Origin of the sequence: Brachybacterium saurashtrense, assembly GCF_003355475.1 — a bacterium.
In the GTDB taxonomy this organism is placed as follows: domain Bacteria; phylum Actinomycetota; class Actinomycetes; order Actinomycetales; family Dermabacteraceae; genus Brachybacterium; species Brachybacterium saurashtrense.
This window is the reverse complement of sequence record NZ_CP031356.1, coordinates 2932975-2947233: the sequence shown is the minus strand read 5'-3', so window position 1 is coordinate 2947233 and position 14259 is coordinate 2932975. Positions and strand designations below refer to the sequence as shown.

Genomic DNA, 14259 nt, shown 5'->3' with positions numbered 1-14259 from the left:
CGACGGATCGCCGGAGACCCGGCGTGGGAGCGCTCCCACCAGCAGCGACAGGCGACGTTCATGCCGGGTTCACCTGCACGGGTGCGCTCTTGGCGGGAGTGCATGCGGCTCTCTACGGTGTGCCTGTCGACGACGCCGGGGTGGCTGGCCGTCCCGACTCGTCCCGCCCCGCCACCGCCGCGGGCAGCTCTGAAGTGCCCTGCGACCCGCGGCCTGCCCCGGGACGCCACCGACACCCTCGATGACCTCCGGGCCATCGTCCGACCAGGAATCTGGGAGCGCTCCCATGTCGATCACCGTCCGCAGCCCTCGCACGGAGCCCGCGGTCCCGTCCGGGCCCGTGCCGCCCGAGGAGCCCGTCGGCCCCTCCGGGGGCGACGCCCCGATGCGGCAGGGCCGGAGCGAGAGGCGCCGGCGCTCGCCGCAGCGCCGCCGCCGCGCCCGCCGCGACGCCCTGCTCTTCGGCGCCCTGATCGCCCCGAACCTCATCGCGATCATCGTCTTCTCGTACTACCCCGCGCTGTACAACATCGGGCTCAGCTTCTTCGACTGGGACTTCGTGGCCCCGAGCCCCGAGTGGGTGGGGCTGGCGAACTACACCGACCTGTTCACCGACGCGGGCTTCGGGCAGGTCATCGTCAACACGCTGATCTTCACCGGCGTGAGCGTGGTGGGCTCCCTCGTCCTCGGCCTGCTGCTGGGGAGCCTGCTGGCCACGAAGGTGCCGCTGACCGGCTTCGCCCAGACCATGGCCTTCGCCCCGCACATGCTGCCCGGAGCCGCCGTCGGCATCCTGTGGCTGTTCATGTTCGACCCGAACTACGGCCTCTCCCGCTGGGTGTTCTCCCTGTTCGGTGCGGCCTCGCCGGCGTGGACCACCACCTCGGACTGGTCCCTGTGGGCGATCACGATCGCCTACACCTGGCAGCGGCTCGGGTTCGTCACGGTCATCTGCTACACCGCGATCCTCGACCTGCCCAAGGACCTGTACGAGGCCGCGGCCCTCGACGGCGCGCACGGCTGGAAGCTGTTCCGCCACCTCACCCTGCCGCTGCTGAGCCCGATCACGTTCTTCCTCTCGATCACCGGGATCATCTCCGCCGCCCAGGCCTTCGACATCATCTCGATCATGACCAGCGGCGGCCCCGGGGTGTCCTCGAGCACGTTGAGCTGGATGGTCTACGAGGAGGCCTTCCAGAAGTTCGACATCGGCACCGCGTCGGCTGCCGCCACCGTGCTGCTCGTCGTGCTGCTGATCATCACGTACGTCCAGGTCCGCTACGGCGACAAGAAGGTGAACTACGACTCATGAGCGCGCAGACCCTCGATCCGGACACGCTCGAGAACCCCTCCGCCGCCGCGCCGCCCAACCGGGGCCGCGATCGCGGCCCGCGCCGCCCGCACTGGGCGACCGGCCTGATGATCGCCGGCGTGCTCGCGACGATCGCGGTGTTCCTCATCCCGCTGTACTGGCTGTTCTCCTCCGCCATGAAGCCGCACCAGGACATCTACACCTGGCCGCTGCAGTGGATCCCCCGGGAGCTCACCCTGGGCAACTTCGTGGAGGCCTGGGGCAGTGCCCCCTTCGACCGGTTCTTCCTCAACTCGATCATCACCACCGGGGTGGGCACCGTCCTCGAGATCTCCCTCGCGATCCTGTGCGCCTACGCCTTCGTGTTCGTGGACTTCCCGTTCAAGAAGGCCGTCTTCGTGCTGATCGTCGGCTCGCTGATGCTGCCCGGTCACGTCACCCTGATCGTCAACTACATCACCGTGGCGAACCTGGGCTGGCTCAACTCCTATCAGGGCATCATCCTGCCGGGCATCGCCAGCGCCTTCGCGATGTTCCTGCTGTTCCAGTCCATGCGCACCATCGACAAGGACATCCTGCAGGCCGCGGAGATCGACGGGGCGGGCCACCTGCGCCGCATGCTCACCATCGTGGTGCCGCTGTCCAGCCCGATGATCCTCACCGCCACGCTGATCGTCATGGTCGGCAAGTGGAACGAGTACGTGTGGCCGCTGATCGTCACCAGCACCGCGGACATGCGCACCCTGCCCATCGGCCTGCTCTTCCTGCGCAGCCAGGAGGGGTACAGCAACTGGGGCGTGATCATGGCCGGCGCCGTGTTCGTCTCCCTGCCGATGCTGATCCTCTTCTTCCTCGCCCAGAAGCGCATCATCGGCGGCCTCGCCGCCGGCGCCATGAAGTGAGTGCGGCGGCCCCGGCCGCCCTCCGGTCCGTCCTGCGCCGTCGGCCGGACCCCCACCAGCCCCGGGCCCTGCCCGGGCGGGCGTCGGCGCGCCACGCCGCGTGCGGCCCGCACCCCGTCCTCCAGGACGTCCCCGTCAGACCCCCTCGATCCCACCGGAACCCTCCCAAGGAGCGATTCACATGTCCCGCAGCCCCCTCCCCGTCTCCCGCCGCAACCTGCTGGCGGCTCTGGGCCTCGGTGCCGGCGCGGCCGGCCTCGCCGCCTGCGGCGCCCCCAACGGCAGCGCCGACGGCGCCGAGAGCAACCTCCGCGAGGGCTTCTCCCAGGCCGATCTCACCGTGCCCTCCGAGTACGAGGGCCGCACCCCGATCCTGTTCTGGGCGCCCTTCACCGGCACCAACTTCGAGGTCCTCGCGACGCAGTTCGCGGAGTTCAACGAATCCCAGGACGAGATCGTCGCGGTCGCCGAATCGGTGGGCTCCTACGCGGACCTCAACCAGAAGTTCACCGCGTCCCTCCAGGCCCGCACCGTGCCGGACATCGTCTGCTTCCCCGAGCTGCAGTGGCTCCAGTTCCACCAGTCCGGTGCCCTGGCCCCGCTGGACGGCTACTTCGACGAGGAGTGGAACCTGGACGTCTACATCCAGAACTACGTCGCCGAGGGCAAGGCCGCCGGGGAGACCTACGTGGTCCCCTTCGCCCGCTCGACGCCGCTGTTCTACTACAACAAGACCCGCTACATCGAGGCCGGTCTGCCCGAGGAGGGCCCCGAGACCTGGGAGGACCTCGCCGCGTTCGCCCCCGAGCTCGCCAAGATCGAGGTCGAGGGCCGCCCGCTGTCCGCGATCGCCTTCGGCCCCGACGCCTGGCACGGCCAGGCCGACATCTGGGGCTTCGGCGGCGCGAACGCCACCCAGGACTTCCAGGTCACGATCAACGACGACAAGGGCGTCGAATGGCTGGAGTGGATGCGGAAGTTCATCCACGACGACGGCTACGGCTACCTCGCCCAGGCCTCGGGCACCGACTTCGCCTCCGGGCTCGCCGCCGGCTGGCGGGGCTCGACCGCCTCGCTCACCGGCCAGACCGCGGCCACCGAGGGGCTCTTCGAGATCGGGACCGCGTACATGCTCTCCAAGGAGGGCGAGCAGAAGCAGGTGCCGACCGGTGGCTCGGGTCTGTCGCTCGTGCGCACCGACTCCCAGGACCGCCAGGACGCCTGCGCCGAGCTGTTCCGCTTCCTGGCGCAGCCGGAGAAGTCCGCCGCCTGGCACATCGGCACCGGCTACGTGCCGGTGGTCCAGGCCGCCCAGGAGTCCCAGGAGGTCAAGGACCAGGTCGCCGCGAACCCGAACTACGGCGTCGCGCTGAGCCAGCTGGAGAACGCCCGCACCGCGGACTACCCCAACTGGGATCAGGGCTCGGTCACCGAGATCGGCGCCGCGATGGGCCAGGTCTTCGGCGACGGCGCGGACCCGAAGCAGGTCCTGGACGCCCTCGCGGCCACCCTCCAGGAGACGCTGGACGACAACCGCGAGGACTACGAGGCCGTCGCCTTCGAGGGCTGGAACTGATCCTTCGGCACTGCCGGCGTCGCCGGCCCGCGGTCCGGGCCCGCCGCCGAGCCGTCGCGGCCCCGGGCGCACTCCCGCCCGGGGCCGTCGGCCCCCCCGCCGCGCTCCGAGCCGGCGGGCCCTGACCCTGAACCTTTCGAGGAGGCCCCCGACATGACCCCCCAGCAGCCCGAGATCGTCGGGCATCGCGGCGCCGCGGCCGTCGCGCCCGAGAACACCGTCCCGTCCTTCCGCCGCGGTGTCGCCGACGGCTCGCAGTGGCTCGAGTGCGACGTCCACCTCAGCGCCGACGGGCGGGACGTGATCATCCACGACGCGACCCTGGACCGCACCGCGCAGCCGGACTCCCCGGTGCGCACGGGCACGGTCGCCGAGCTCACCCGCAACCAGCTGGACCGGGCGCTGGTGGGCGGGGGGGAGCACGTCCCCACGCTCTCCCAGGTGCTCGAGGCGGCGGTGCGCGATGACGGGACCCGGGTTCCGCTGCTGGTGGAGATCAAGGCACCCGAGGCGACGGACAGGGTGGTGCGGATCCTCCAGGAGCACTTCCCGCCGTCGGCCTGGAAGGAGCCGGCCGCCCCTGCCGTCGTCCTCTCCTTCCACGAGGCGCCCCTGCACCGCACCCGCGAGCTCGCACCGCAGATCCCGCTGATGCGCACCACCACCGCCACCTCGCCCGAGTGGTGGCAGTCCTGCCGCGATCTCGGGGTGGCGCACGTGGGGGTGCGGATCGCCGACGCCCGTCAGGCCGACGTCGAACGGGCCGCCGAGCTCGGTGCGAGGTTGAACCTGTGGACCGCCCGCACCGAGGAGGAGCTCGAACGGGCCCTCGAGCTGGGCTGCGACACTCTCACCGTGGACGACCCCGCCTGGGCGTCCGCGCTGATTTCGCGGCGCCCAGCCGTCTGAGACGCGTGTCCACCACCATGCCGTGGAGCGTCGGCCTCCCCGCCGCCGCCGTCGGGGCGCGGGTCGGCACCCCCGCTCCCTGCCGGTTCAGCCGTGCCCGCACTCCCGTACGTCCGCCCATGACAGCATCGACCCGTCCGCACCTCGTGCACCCCCAGAGAGCAGGAGCAGCATGACCGCGCAGTCCGGCACCACCGCCCCCCAGCGTCCCGCGATCGTCGGCCACCGCGGCGCCTCCGCCCACGCGCCGGAGAACACCCTGGCCGCCTTCCGCCGCGCGATCGAGGACGGTGCGCAGCTGCTCGAGTGCGACGTGCACCTCAGCGCCGACGGGCACGTGGTGGTGATGCACGACGAGACCGTGGACCGCACGGCCGCGGCGGAGTCCCCGCTGCGCAGCGGCGCGATCGGCGAGCTGACCCGCGCCGAGCTCGATCGAGTGCTGCTGCCGGAGGGGGAGAGGGTCCCCTCCCTCGAGGAGCTGCTGGCGATGACCACGGTGCCGGTGTTCATCGAGGTCAAGGCGGCCGCCGCCGCGGCCGCCGTGGCCCAGCGGCTGCGGGAGCTGGACCCGGCCTCGCCCGCCGCGGGCTCCACCGTGATCTCCTTCCACGCCGGCGCGCTGGAGGAGATCCGTCGCAGCGCGCACGTGTCCGTCTCCTACCTGGTGGAGCGGATCGACGAGCAGGCCATCGCCACCGCGACGCGGCTCGGCGCCGCCGGGATCGGCCCGTCGATCGACGGGCTCAGCCTGCGGGCGGCCGAGGCGGTGCACGAGGCGGGCCTCACGCTGAACCCCTGGACGGTGAACAGCTCCGCCCAGCTCGAGGTGGCCCTCGCCTGCGGGGCGGACTCCCTGACCACCGACGACCCGGCGTGGATCCAGCGCGAGCTGGACGTGCGCGCGGGCTGAGGGCGTCGCCCGTCGCCCGCGGGAAATGCGCCGGGCCGTGACATCACCCCTGTGCATCACTGCGACAGGAGGCTGCATGTTCACTCACCGAACAGCCCCTGCCCCGCGGGGTGGTCGACGCGTAGCCTGGGCCGCGCCGTGACCTCCGCTCCCGCGGAGACCCCGAACATCGGGGACCCCCGGGCCCCTGAAAGGACTGCGATGCTCGACTCGACTCTCCAGGCCACCTACGACCAGGTTCTCCAGCGCAACCCCGGGGAGCCCGTGTTCCACCAGGCCGTGCGCGAGGTGTTCGAGTCGCTGGAGGTCATCCAGGATCGCCACCCGGAGTACCAGGACCACGGCATCCTCACCCGCCTGTGCGAGCCGGAGCGCCAGATCATCTTCCGGGTGCCGTGGGTGGACGACCACGGCGTGGTGCAGGTCAATCGCGGTTTCCGCGTCGAGTACAACTCCGCGCTGGGCCCGTACAAGGGTGGTCTGCGCTTCCACCCCAGCGTGAACCTGGGCATCGTGAAGTTCCTCGGCTTCGAGCAGATCTTCAAGAACTCCCTCACCGGCCTGCCCATCGGCGGCGGCAAGGGCGGCTCCGACTTCGACCCGCACGGCCGCAGCGACGGCGAGGTGATGCGCTTCTGCCAGTCGTTCATGACCGAGCTGCACCGCCACATCGGCGAGTACACGGACGTCCCCGCCGGGGACATCGGCGTGGGCGCCCGTGAGATCGGCTACCTCTTCGGCCAGTACAAGCGCCTCACCAACCGCTACGAGGCCGGCGTGCTCACCGGCAAGGGCCTGGACTGGGGCGGCTCCCTGGTGCGCAAGGAGGCCACCGGCTACGGCGCGGCGATCTTCGCCGACGAGATGCTGAAGGCGCGCGGCTCCTCCGTGGAGGGCCGACGAGTCGCGGTCTCCGGCTCCGGCAACGTGGCGCTGTACGCGATCGAGAAGGTGCACCAGCTGGGCGGCGTGGCCGTCACGGCCTCCGACTCCTCCGGCTGCGTGGTGGACGAGCAGGGCATCGACCTCGCGCTGCTGCAGCAGATCAAAGAGGTGGAGCGCGGCCGCATCCACGAGTACGCCGAGCGCCGCGAGGGCGCCCGCTTCGTCGAGGGCGGCAGCGTGTGGGATGTCCCGGTGGACATCGCCCTGCCCAGCGCCACCCAGAACGAGCTCGACGCCGACGCCGCCCGCACCCTGGTGAAGAACGGCCTCCTGGCGGTCTCCGAGGGGGCGAACATGCCCTGCACGCCCGAGGCCGTGACCGTGTTCCGCGAGGCGGGGATCGCCTTCGGGCCCGGCAAGGCCGCGAACGCCGGCGGCGTGGCGACCTCCGCGCTGGAGATGCAGCAGAACGCGAGCCGCGATGCGTGGAGCTTCGAGTACACCGAGGAGCGCCTCACCCAGATCATGAAGAACATCCACTCCACCTGCCTGGAGACCGCCGACGAGGTGGGCCGGCCGGGCGACTACGTGGTGGGTGCGAACGTGGCCGGCTTCCGCAAGGTGGCCGACGCAATGATCGCCTTCGGCGTGATCTGAGCCGAGCCGGCGCACCGCACGGCGGTGCCGGGCCTCGACGGGCCGAGGGTGGTGTCGACTGCGGTGCTCCGCGGCGGCATCGCCCTCGGCCCGTCCTCGTCCGGTCCGCACCGAGCTCTTCCCGTCGGCTCCTCGACCGCGCTCCACGGGCACCCGCCGCTGTGAGCCAGGACACGCCTCCTCGGTTGGGAAAGATTCTCATTCGCTGATAGTTTCCTGGCATGCATCTGATGAGAAACATTGTCATGAAGCGGCGCGCCGTGGCGCTTCTCGGCGCGGGCGTGCTGGCTCTGGCCGCCTGCGGCTCCGGGACCGGCACCGGCGCCTCCGATGCGGGCGGCGCGACCCCCGATGCCGCCGAGACCACCGCCTCCGACCGCACCGAGGTGGGCGCCCTCACCCCCCGCATCGTGCTGGCGTACGAGGGTGGCGTGGTCACGCTCGATTCCGAGGACGGCGCCGTGCTGGACGACACCGCGCTCGAGGGCTACGTGCGCCTGAACCCCGCCGGCGACGGCCGCCACGTCGCGGTCAGCGCCTCCGACGCGATCACCATGTACGACACCGGCCTGCTCGCCCAGGGGCACGGCGACCACTTCCACTACTACGTCCAGGACCCGGCGCTCACCGACCTCTCCGTCGAGGCGCCGCACCCCGGCCACGTGGTCCCCCACGACGGCCGCACCGCGCTCTTCGCCGACGGCACCGGCGCGATCACGATCATCGACCCGTCGGCCCTGGCCGACGGCGAGCTCGACGTGCTCGAGGAGACCGCCACCGACGACGCCCACCACGGCGTGGCCGTGCCGCTCTCCGACGGCGGCCTGCTCACCACCCAGGGCACCGAGGACGCCCGCAGCACCGTGCAGGTGCTGGATGCCGACGGGAACGTCACCGCCCAGACCGACGACTGCCCCGGCGTGCACGGCGAGGCCGCCGCACAGCCCACCGAGAGCGGCGACGTGATCTCGCTGGGCTGCGAGAACGGCTCGGTGATCTACCGCGACGGCGAGTTCCACAAGGTCGCGATCGAGGGCGACTACCAGCGCTCCGGCAACCAGAAGGGCACCGAGGACTCCCCGATCGTGCTCGCGGACCACAAGGTCGAGGCCGATCCCGAAGGCGGCATCGAGCGCCCCACCGAGATCGCCCTGATCGACACCCGCGACGCGACCCAGCAGATCGTGGACCTGGGCTCCCCGTACTGGTTCCGCTCCCTGGACCGCGGGCCGAACGGCGAGGCGCTGGTGCTCACCTATGACGGCGAGCTGAACATCCTCGATCCCGAGACCGGCGAGATTCTCCACGAGGTGCCGGTGACCGGCGAGTGGACCGAGCCGGACGAGTGGCAGGAGGCCGGCCCGATGCTGGCCGTCGCCGACGGCACCGCCTTCGTGGTGGACCCGGCGGCGCAGACCCTCGCGATGGTGGACGTGGCCAGCGGCGAGGTGTACCGCGAGCTGGAGCTGCCCGTGGTGCCCCATGAGATCCAGGTGACCACCGGCACCGCCTCCGGCGAGTACGAGGTCGTCTCCGAGGGGCATGACCACGACGAGCACGAGGGCGAGGAGGGCTCCGAGGAGGAGCACGACCACGCCGAGGAGGAGGCCCATGACCACGGCGCCTCCGACGACGGCGGCGACCACGAGGACCACGACCACTGAGTCGTCGCCGCTGACCCGGGGTGGGTGCGGCAGCAGAGAGGACCGGCCGTCGCGGCTCCGCCGCGAGGACCGGCCCTCTCTCGTGCGCGCTGTGGGGGCCGGGTCAGAACCCCAGCTCCTCCGCCCGCGCGATGATCGCCTCGGCGGTGCCGATGGTCTGGTCCACGTACGCCTCGCCGAACAGGTGCACGTGCGCGAGCAGGCCGAACAGCAGGTGGGCGGGCAGGTCCTGCTCCCAGTCGCCGGGCAGCGGGTGCTCCTCGGTGTAGCCCTCGAAGATCTCCTCGAGGTGCGGGGCGTCGAAGAGGGAGAGCATGGCGAGGTCCTCGAGGCGGTGGCCGCCGTGGGCGGCCGGGTCGATGAGGGTCGCGCCCTCCGCCGTCCACACCAGGTTCCCGGACCACAGGTCGCCGTGCACCCGGGCGGGCTCCTCGGCGCCCTGGCCGCTCACGCCGTCGAAGGCGCCGTCGGCGATGAGGTCGATCGCCTCGTCCACGGTGTCGTGCCCCTCGGCGCCGAGGGTGCGGGTGACCTTGTCGGCGAGGGGGCGCAGCCGCTCCTCCGCCCAGTAGGTCGCGAACTCGGCCTCCACCGCGGTGGAGACGGGGAACGGGTCCTCGGCGGGGCCGAAGAAGGCGGGGTCGGCCGGGGACCAGCCGAAGCCGGGCGCGCCGGCGTCGTGCAGGCGCGCCAGCGCGGCGCCGAAGGCGCGGGCGGCCTCGGGGGTGGGGGTCGTCGACTCGAGGCGTGCCAGGCGCAGCTCCTCCTTGCCCTCCTCGAGCACCTCGACCACCGCCGCGGCGCCGGGCTCGGCGAGCCAGCGCAGACCGGCCGCCTCGGCGGCGAGGTACCCCTTGGGGGCGTTCGATGCTGTCTTCACGAAGTCGCTCATGGGCCCACCGTAGGCAGACCCGCGCACGATCGCGCCACCGTGCAGGTGAGGGATGTGTCCCGGAGGACAGCGCGGGCTCGCGGGAGCCGCCGCCCGCGGCTCAGTCCGGCAGGCCGAGTTCCGCGGCGAGGGTGGCGCGCAGCACCGGCAGCACCCGCCGGTGGGAGGCGCGGGTCGTGGCGCGGGAGGCGACGTGGACCAGCATCGCGGTGCGCTCGTACGCGGTCCAGGCCCGCATCCGCTCCCGCAGGGCGGTGCGGTCCGCGACGGCGGCGGGCACCTCGCCGAGTTCTGCGCGGGCGGCCAGGTAGGCGTCCACGAACGCGGCCACCTGCGGTTCGTCCAGCGGCACGTACCAGGGGCCGCCGTGCACGCTGCCGCCGAGGATCGCGAGGTCGCGGGCGGGATCGTCGCCTTGCGCCCACTCGAAGTCGATGTACTGCACGCGGGGCGTGCCCGTGGCCGGGTCCATGCCGTCCCACAGGATGTTGGTGGTGCACAGGTCGCCGTGGCACAGCGCGAAGGCGTCGAGCGCGGCGATCTGCGCCTCGATGCCGGCGACCTCCTCGAGCGCCCGCTCGAGGAACGGCTCGAGGCCGTGCTCGGCCAGGAGCGCACCATGCCGCTCCCGCCAGGAGCGCACCTCCGCCTCCACCTCGGGCAGCAGCTGCGGAGCACCGGCGGGCACCGCCGCCCACGGATCCTCGCCGAGGCTGACGGGGCCGCGCCCCGGCGCCGGCACCGCGTGGAGGCGGGCGAGGAGTCGGGCGTGGGCGTGCAGGTGCGCGCCCGTCCACGTCTCCGGCACCGCGGCGACCCCGCGCACGTCCGTGGTGACCACGCAGGGGTGGCCCAGGGGGCTGGCGGCGGCGTCGGCGTGCACCGCGATCGGGGCGGGCCCGATCTCCGCCGGCAGCAGGGTCAGCGCCGCGATCTCGTGGCGCAGGTCCTGGTGCAGCTCCTCGGGCGCCACGTGCGCGATCCGCACGATCACCGAGGCGTTCTCCTGCGGGCTCACCCGCCAGGCGGCGAAGCGCTCGCCCACCCCCGCGAGGGAGGCGCGGGCGCGGCCGGAGAGCGAGGGCGGCAAGGTCCGAGGGTGGAGGCCGGGCAGCGGCAGCGGGGTGGAGTCCTCCGCGAGCGGCAGCACCAGCGCGCCGCGTCCCCACACCTCCACCAGACGCTCGCCCATCGCGGGCGAGGCGGGGTCCAGGGGCGTGAGGGCGCCCGGGGGCGGGTCCGTGGCCATGACCGCTCCTCTCCGAGGATGCCCTCGATCCTATCGGCGCCGTGCCCCCGGAGCGAGGCGGTGACCTGCGAGACAGACAGGCGATCCGGCACCGGGGCCGTGGATACGATGGCGCGACGCCCGCCCCCGTCCCCGTGGAGGAGACCGCCCGATGGAACTCGTCCTGCTCGCGATCGCCGTCGGCATCGGTGTGGGGATCGTGGTGGGGGCGCTCGGCGCGGGCGGCGGCATCCTCGCGGTGCCCGTGCTGGTGTTCCTGCTGGGCATGGACCCGCACGACGCGACCGCCTCGAGCCTCGTGATCGTGCTGATCACCGCGCTGGCGAGCCTGCCCCACCATGCCCGCAAGCGGAACGTGCAGTGGCGGGCCGGGCTGGTGTTCGCGGGCGTGTCCGTGGTGGGCGCGGTGCTCGGCTCGCGGCTGTCCGCCCTGGTCCCGGCAGACGTGCTGCTCACCCTGTTCGGCGTGATGCTCGCGGCCGTGGCCGTGGTGATGCTGCGGCGCGGCGTCGGCGCCCGGCGCGACGAGGCGCTCGAGGTCGCCGCCCACGGCACCACCGAGGCGGCGGACCCGCCGCCGGTGGAGGTGCACGACGACCCGGTGCTGGACCAGCCCGGCCCCGACATGGTGGAGACGGCCGACGGGCTGCACCACCATCACGGCGAGGCCGAGCTGCCGCTGGCCCCGTCGGCGGCCCCGTCCCCGCGCCTGGGCCGTGTGATCGCGGCGGCCTCCCTCACGGGCCTGCTCACCGGCTTCTTCGGCGTGGGTGGCGGGTTCATCGTGGTGCCGATGCTGGTGATCGCGCTGGGGCTGGCGATGCGCAGCGCCTCCGGCACCAGCCTGCTGGTGATGATCATCGCGACCATCACCAGCCTGCTCGCCCGGGTGGGCACCGAGGTGTACGTGGACTGGACCACCACGCTGATCTTCGCGGCCGGCTCCGCGCTGGGCGGCGTGATCGGCGGGCCGCTGTCCACGAAGGCGCGCCCCTCCACGCTCACGTTGCTGTTCGCCGCGCTCCTGGCCGGCGTGGCCGTGGTGACCCTGGTGGAGACGCTGCTGCTCTGACGCGAGGAGCTCCCCGAGCGCGGGGAAAAGGTGGCGTCGGATGTCGGCGGCCTGTGGAACAGTCCGGGCCATGGATACTGCGTCTCCCGCCCCCGCGGACCCCGCCCGCCCCGCGTCCCAGGACGCCCCCGACCCCGCCTCTGCGGACGCTCCCGGCCCCGCCCCCGCGGCACGCCTCGCCCCGCCGTTCCTCGCCGGTGAGCGCGCGTCCCTCGATGCCTGGCTCGAGTTCCACCGCGCCACCGTGCTGCAGAAGGTCGAGGGCCTCGGTCCCGAGCAGCTGTGCCGGCGCTCCGCGCCGCCGTCGGCCCTGAGCCCGCTGGGGATCGTGCGCCACCTCGGAGTCGTCGAGGAGTACTGGCTGCGCGAGGTGCTGCTCGGGGAGGAGCAGCCGGACCCGTACTGCACGCCGGAGAACCCCGACGGGGACCTGCTCGACGGCACGCCCGCCACCGCCGCCGCGGACCTCGCCGCCTACCGCGAGCGGGTCGCCGCGGCGCGCGCAGCGCAGGCGGGCTGGACGGACCTGGACGGCCCCGTGCGCGGCGGCCGCGCCGGCGAGCCGCTGAACCTGCGCTGGATCCTCACCCACCTCATCGAGGAGTACGCCCGGCACGTGGGCCACCTCGACCTGCTGCGCGAGGCGATCGACGGGAGCACGGGCGAGTGAGCGGGGCCGGAGGAGGTCTCGAGCTCCGCGCCGAGGTACCGGCGCTCGACGAGGCTCTCGCTCTCTACGACGCCGTGGGCTGGGGCGCCTACACCCGGGAGCCGGAGACGCTCGAACGCGCCCTGCGAGGCAGCGGCCGCGTGGTCACCGCCCGACGGGACGGGCAGCTGCTCGGCCTCGCCCGGGTGGTGGGCGACGGCGCCGTCATCGCCTACCTGCAGGACGTGCTCGTGCATCCCGGCGCGCAGGGGCAGGGCATCGGTCGGCGTCTCGTCGAGGAGGTGTTCGCTCCCTACGAGGCCGTGCGCCAGCAGGTGCTGCTCACCGATGCGGAGCCCGGTCAGCGGGCGTTCTACGAGGCGCTAGGGTTCGTCGAGGCCCACGACCACGACCCGGGACTGCGCGCCTTCGTGCGCCTGCACTGAGCGGAGACCCGGCCGCGGCGCCGGAGGCCCGCCCGCTGCGCGGGAGGTCAGGCGGAGGCGCCGGCGACGGTGCGCACCGCGTCGTCGATGAGCCGTGCGGCGGTGCGGGCGGTGCGGGAATCGACGTCGAGGCGCGGGTTCAGCTCCACCACGTCCAGCAGGGCGAGCCTGCCGGAGCTCGCCGCGGCGCGCACCGCCGCCGCGATCAGCGGCAGCGGCACCCCGTGGGCGGCGGGGGCGGAGACGCCCGGCGCGACCGCGGCCGGCAGCACGTCCAGATCGATCGTCAGGTAGAGGACGTCCAGCTCCGCGGCGAACTCCTCGACGAAGCGCGTGATCCCCTCGGCCCCGGCCGCGAGGCACTGCTCATCGGTCCACCAGGTCACGCCCAGCTCACGGGCGCGCTGGAACAGCGTCCCGGTGTTCGAGGCCTCGGCGATCCCCAGCACGGCGTACCGCAGCGCGCGTCCCGCCCGCTCCTCGGCCGCGGCCATCTGCGCGAAGGGCGTGCCGGAGGTGGGGCGGGGCTCGCTGCGCAGGTCGAAGTGGGCGTCGAGGTTCAGCACGCCCCAGCGCTGCCCGGCGCGCGGGCCGATGCCCGAGCCCATCAGGCCCAGGTAGGAGGACCACGCCGTCTCGTGGCCGCCGCCCAGCACCACCGTGAGGCGGGCCCCGGCGCGATCCAGGCCCTGGGCGGTGAGCGCGGCGGCCGCGTCCTGCCCCGCCTCGAGGTCCTCGCCCACGGTGACGGCGTCGCCGAGGTCGTGCAGGCCCACCGCGCCGTGGGCGAGCGGGCCGTGCAGCGCCATCGGGGCCAGCGCCCGGCGCAGAGCCGCCGGCCCGTCGGCCGCACCCACCCGGCCGCGATTGCGCCGCACCCCCTCCTCGGAGCGGAAGCCGAGCAGGGCCACGTGGTCGGCGGCGGGATCCGGCGCGGCCCCGTCGCCCACCACCTGTACCGCCTGGTGCCAGCGGGCGTGCTCGGGCCCGTCGCCGTCGTGGCGTCCGGTCCAGAGGGGGGCAGCGTCCTCGGGCTGTGCGGTCATCAGGTCTCCTCGCGTCCTCGCGCTCGCTCCGTGCGGTGCCATGATGACACCCTGCGGAGCCCGGCCGACCGGACCGGGCGCCGCAGC

The 14259-nt window shown here is 73.2% G+C and carries 13 protein-coding genes; 10 read left to right on the top strand and 3 right to left on the bottom strand.

The window, feature by feature from the left end; genetic code table 11:
- Nucleotides 1–286 precede the first annotated feature (286 nt).
- The 7 genes from DWV08_RS13225 to DWV08_RS13195 all read left to right on the top strand — a co-directional run bounded on the left by DWV08_RS13225 (nucleotide 287) and on the right by DWV08_RS13195 (nucleotide 8818).
- The gene (locus tag DWV08_RS13225) at nucleotides 287–1312 is read left to right on the top strand and encodes a carbohydrate ABC transporter permease (protein ID WP_115414228.1); all 1026 of its coding nucleotides are present in this window, start codon (nucleotides 287–289) and stop codon (nucleotides 1310–1312) included.
- Nucleotides 1309–2214 (top strand): carbohydrate ABC transporter permease, encoded by a 906-nt coding sequence (locus tag DWV08_RS13220; RefSeq protein WP_241237240.1) that lies wholly within the window; start codon nucleotides 1309–1311, stop codon nucleotides 2212–2214. The genes DWV08_RS13225 and DWV08_RS13220 overlap by 4 nt, the downstream gene beginning before the upstream one ends.
- A 181-nt stretch (nucleotides 2215–2395) precedes the next feature.
- Entirely contained in the window at nucleotides 2396–3790 is a 1395-nt protein-coding gene (locus DWV08_RS13215; protein WP_115414227.1) for an ABC transporter substrate-binding protein, read from the top strand.
- A 153-nt stretch (nucleotides 3791–3943) separates the two neighbouring features.
- Nucleotides 3944–4699, top strand: coding sequence for a glycerophosphodiester phosphodiesterase (locus DWV08_RS13210; protein ID WP_115414226.1), 756 nt, complete (start codon nucleotides 3944–3946; stop codon nucleotides 4697–4699).
- 172 nt (nucleotides 4700–4871) lie between these two features.
- The gene (locus tag DWV08_RS13205) at nucleotides 4872–5612 is read left to right on the top strand and encodes a glycerophosphodiester phosphodiesterase (RefSeq protein ID WP_115414225.1); all 741 of its coding nucleotides are present in this window, start codon (nucleotides 4872–4874) and stop codon (nucleotides 5610–5612) included.
- A 201-nt stretch (nucleotides 5613–5813) separates the two neighbouring features.
- Nucleotides 5814–7154 carry an NADP-specific glutamate dehydrogenase gene (gene gdhA / locus DWV08_RS13200; protein WP_115414224.1) on the top strand — a complete coding sequence of 447 codons (1341 nt, stop codon included), beginning with the start codon at nucleotides 5814–5816 and terminating at the stop codon, nucleotides 7152–7154.
- 230 nt (nucleotides 7155–7384) lie between these two features.
- Nucleotides 7385–8818, top strand: coding sequence for a hypothetical protein (locus tag DWV08_RS13195; RefSeq protein ID WP_241237239.1), 1434 nt, complete (start codon nucleotides 7385–7387; stop codon nucleotides 8816–8818).
- A 103-nt stretch (nucleotides 8819–8921) separates the two neighbouring features.
- Here DWV08_RS13195 and DWV08_RS13190 read toward each other — a convergent pair whose 3' ends face one another.
- Nucleotides 8922–9755 (bottom strand): fructosamine kinase family protein, encoded by an 834-nt coding sequence (locus tag DWV08_RS13190; RefSeq protein WP_338142896.1) that lies wholly within the window; start codon nucleotides 9753–9755, stop codon nucleotides 8922–8924.
- 55 nt (nucleotides 9756–9810) lie between these two features.
- Nucleotides 9811–10959, bottom strand: a complete 1149-nt coding sequence (locus DWV08_RS13185; protein WP_115414221.1) for a phosphotransferase family protein — start codon at nucleotides 10957–10959, stop codon at nucleotides 9811–9813.
- A gap of 151 nt (nucleotides 10960–11110) precedes the next feature.
- Between DWV08_RS13185 and DWV08_RS13180 the strand changes: the two genes are divergently transcribed.
- From DWV08_RS13180 to DWV08_RS13170, 3 genes are all read left to right on the top strand, one after another.
- On the top strand, nucleotides 11111–12031 hold the full coding sequence (locus DWV08_RS13180) for a sulfite exporter TauE/SafE family protein (protein ID WP_115414220.1): 921 nt from the start codon (nucleotides 11111–11113) through the stop codon (nucleotides 12029–12031).
- A gap of 70 nt (nucleotides 12032–12101) precedes the next feature.
- Nucleotides 12102–12701 (top strand): DinB family protein, encoded by a 600-nt coding sequence (locus tag DWV08_RS13175; RefSeq protein WP_115414219.1) that lies wholly within the window; start codon nucleotides 12102–12104, stop codon nucleotides 12699–12701.
- Nucleotides 12698–13126 (top strand): GNAT family N-acetyltransferase, encoded by a 429-nt coding sequence (locus DWV08_RS13170; RefSeq protein ID WP_115414218.1) that lies wholly within the window; start codon nucleotides 12698–12700, stop codon nucleotides 13124–13126. The genes DWV08_RS13175 and DWV08_RS13170 overlap by 4 nt, the downstream gene beginning before the upstream one ends.
- 47 nt (nucleotides 13127–13173) lie before the next feature.
- Here DWV08_RS13170 and hutG read toward each other — a convergent pair whose 3' ends face one another.
- Nucleotides 13174–14172, bottom strand: a complete 999-nt coding sequence (hutG, locus tag DWV08_RS13165) for a formimidoylglutamase (protein WP_115414217.1) — start codon at nucleotides 14170–14172, stop codon at nucleotides 13174–13176.
- Nucleotides 14173–14259 lie beyond the last annotated feature (87 nt).

Bases quoted from the DNA above. Each gene is read 5' to 3' on its own strand.
- hutG (WP_115414217.1), bottom strand. From the start codon at position 14,172: ATGACCGCACAGCCCGAGGACGCTGCCCCCCTCTGGACCGGACGCCAC.
- gdhA (WP_115414224.1), top strand. From the start codon at position 5,814: ATGCTCGACTCGACTCTCCAGGCCACCTACGACCAGGTTCTCCAGCGC.
- DWV08_RS13225 (WP_115414228.1), top strand. From the start codon at position 287: ATGTCGATCACCGTCCGCAGCCCTCGCACGGAGCCCGCGGTCCCGTCC.
- DWV08_RS13180 (WP_115414220.1), top strand. From the start codon at position 11,111: ATGGAACTCGTCCTGCTCGCGATCGCCGTCGGCATCGGTGTGGGGATC.
- DWV08_RS13175 (WP_115414219.1), top strand. From the start codon at position 12,102: ATGGATACTGCGTCTCCCGCCCCCGCGGACCCCGCCCGCCCCGCGTCC.
- DWV08_RS13195 (WP_241237239.1), top strand. From the start codon at position 7,385: ATGAGAAACATTGTCATGAAGCGGCGCGCCGTGGCGCTTCTCGGCGCG.
- DWV08_RS13205 (WP_115414225.1), top strand. From the start codon at position 4,872: ATGACCGCGCAGTCCGGCACCACCGCCCCCCAGCGTCCCGCGATCGTC.
- DWV08_RS13185 (WP_115414221.1), bottom strand. From the start codon at position 10,959: ATGGCCACGGACCCGCCCCCGGGCGCCCTCACGCCCCTGGACCCCGCC.
- DWV08_RS13220 (WP_241237240.1), top strand. From the start codon at position 1,309: ATGAGCGCGCAGACCCTCGATCCGGACACGCTCGAGAACCCCTCCGCC.
- DWV08_RS13210 (WP_115414226.1), top strand. From the start codon at position 3,944: ATGACCCCCCAGCAGCCCGAGATCGTCGGGCATCGCGGCGCCGCGGCC.
- DWV08_RS13215 (WP_115414227.1), top strand. From the start codon at position 2,396: ATGTCCCGCAGCCCCCTCCCCGTCTCCCGCCGCAACCTGCTGGCGGCT.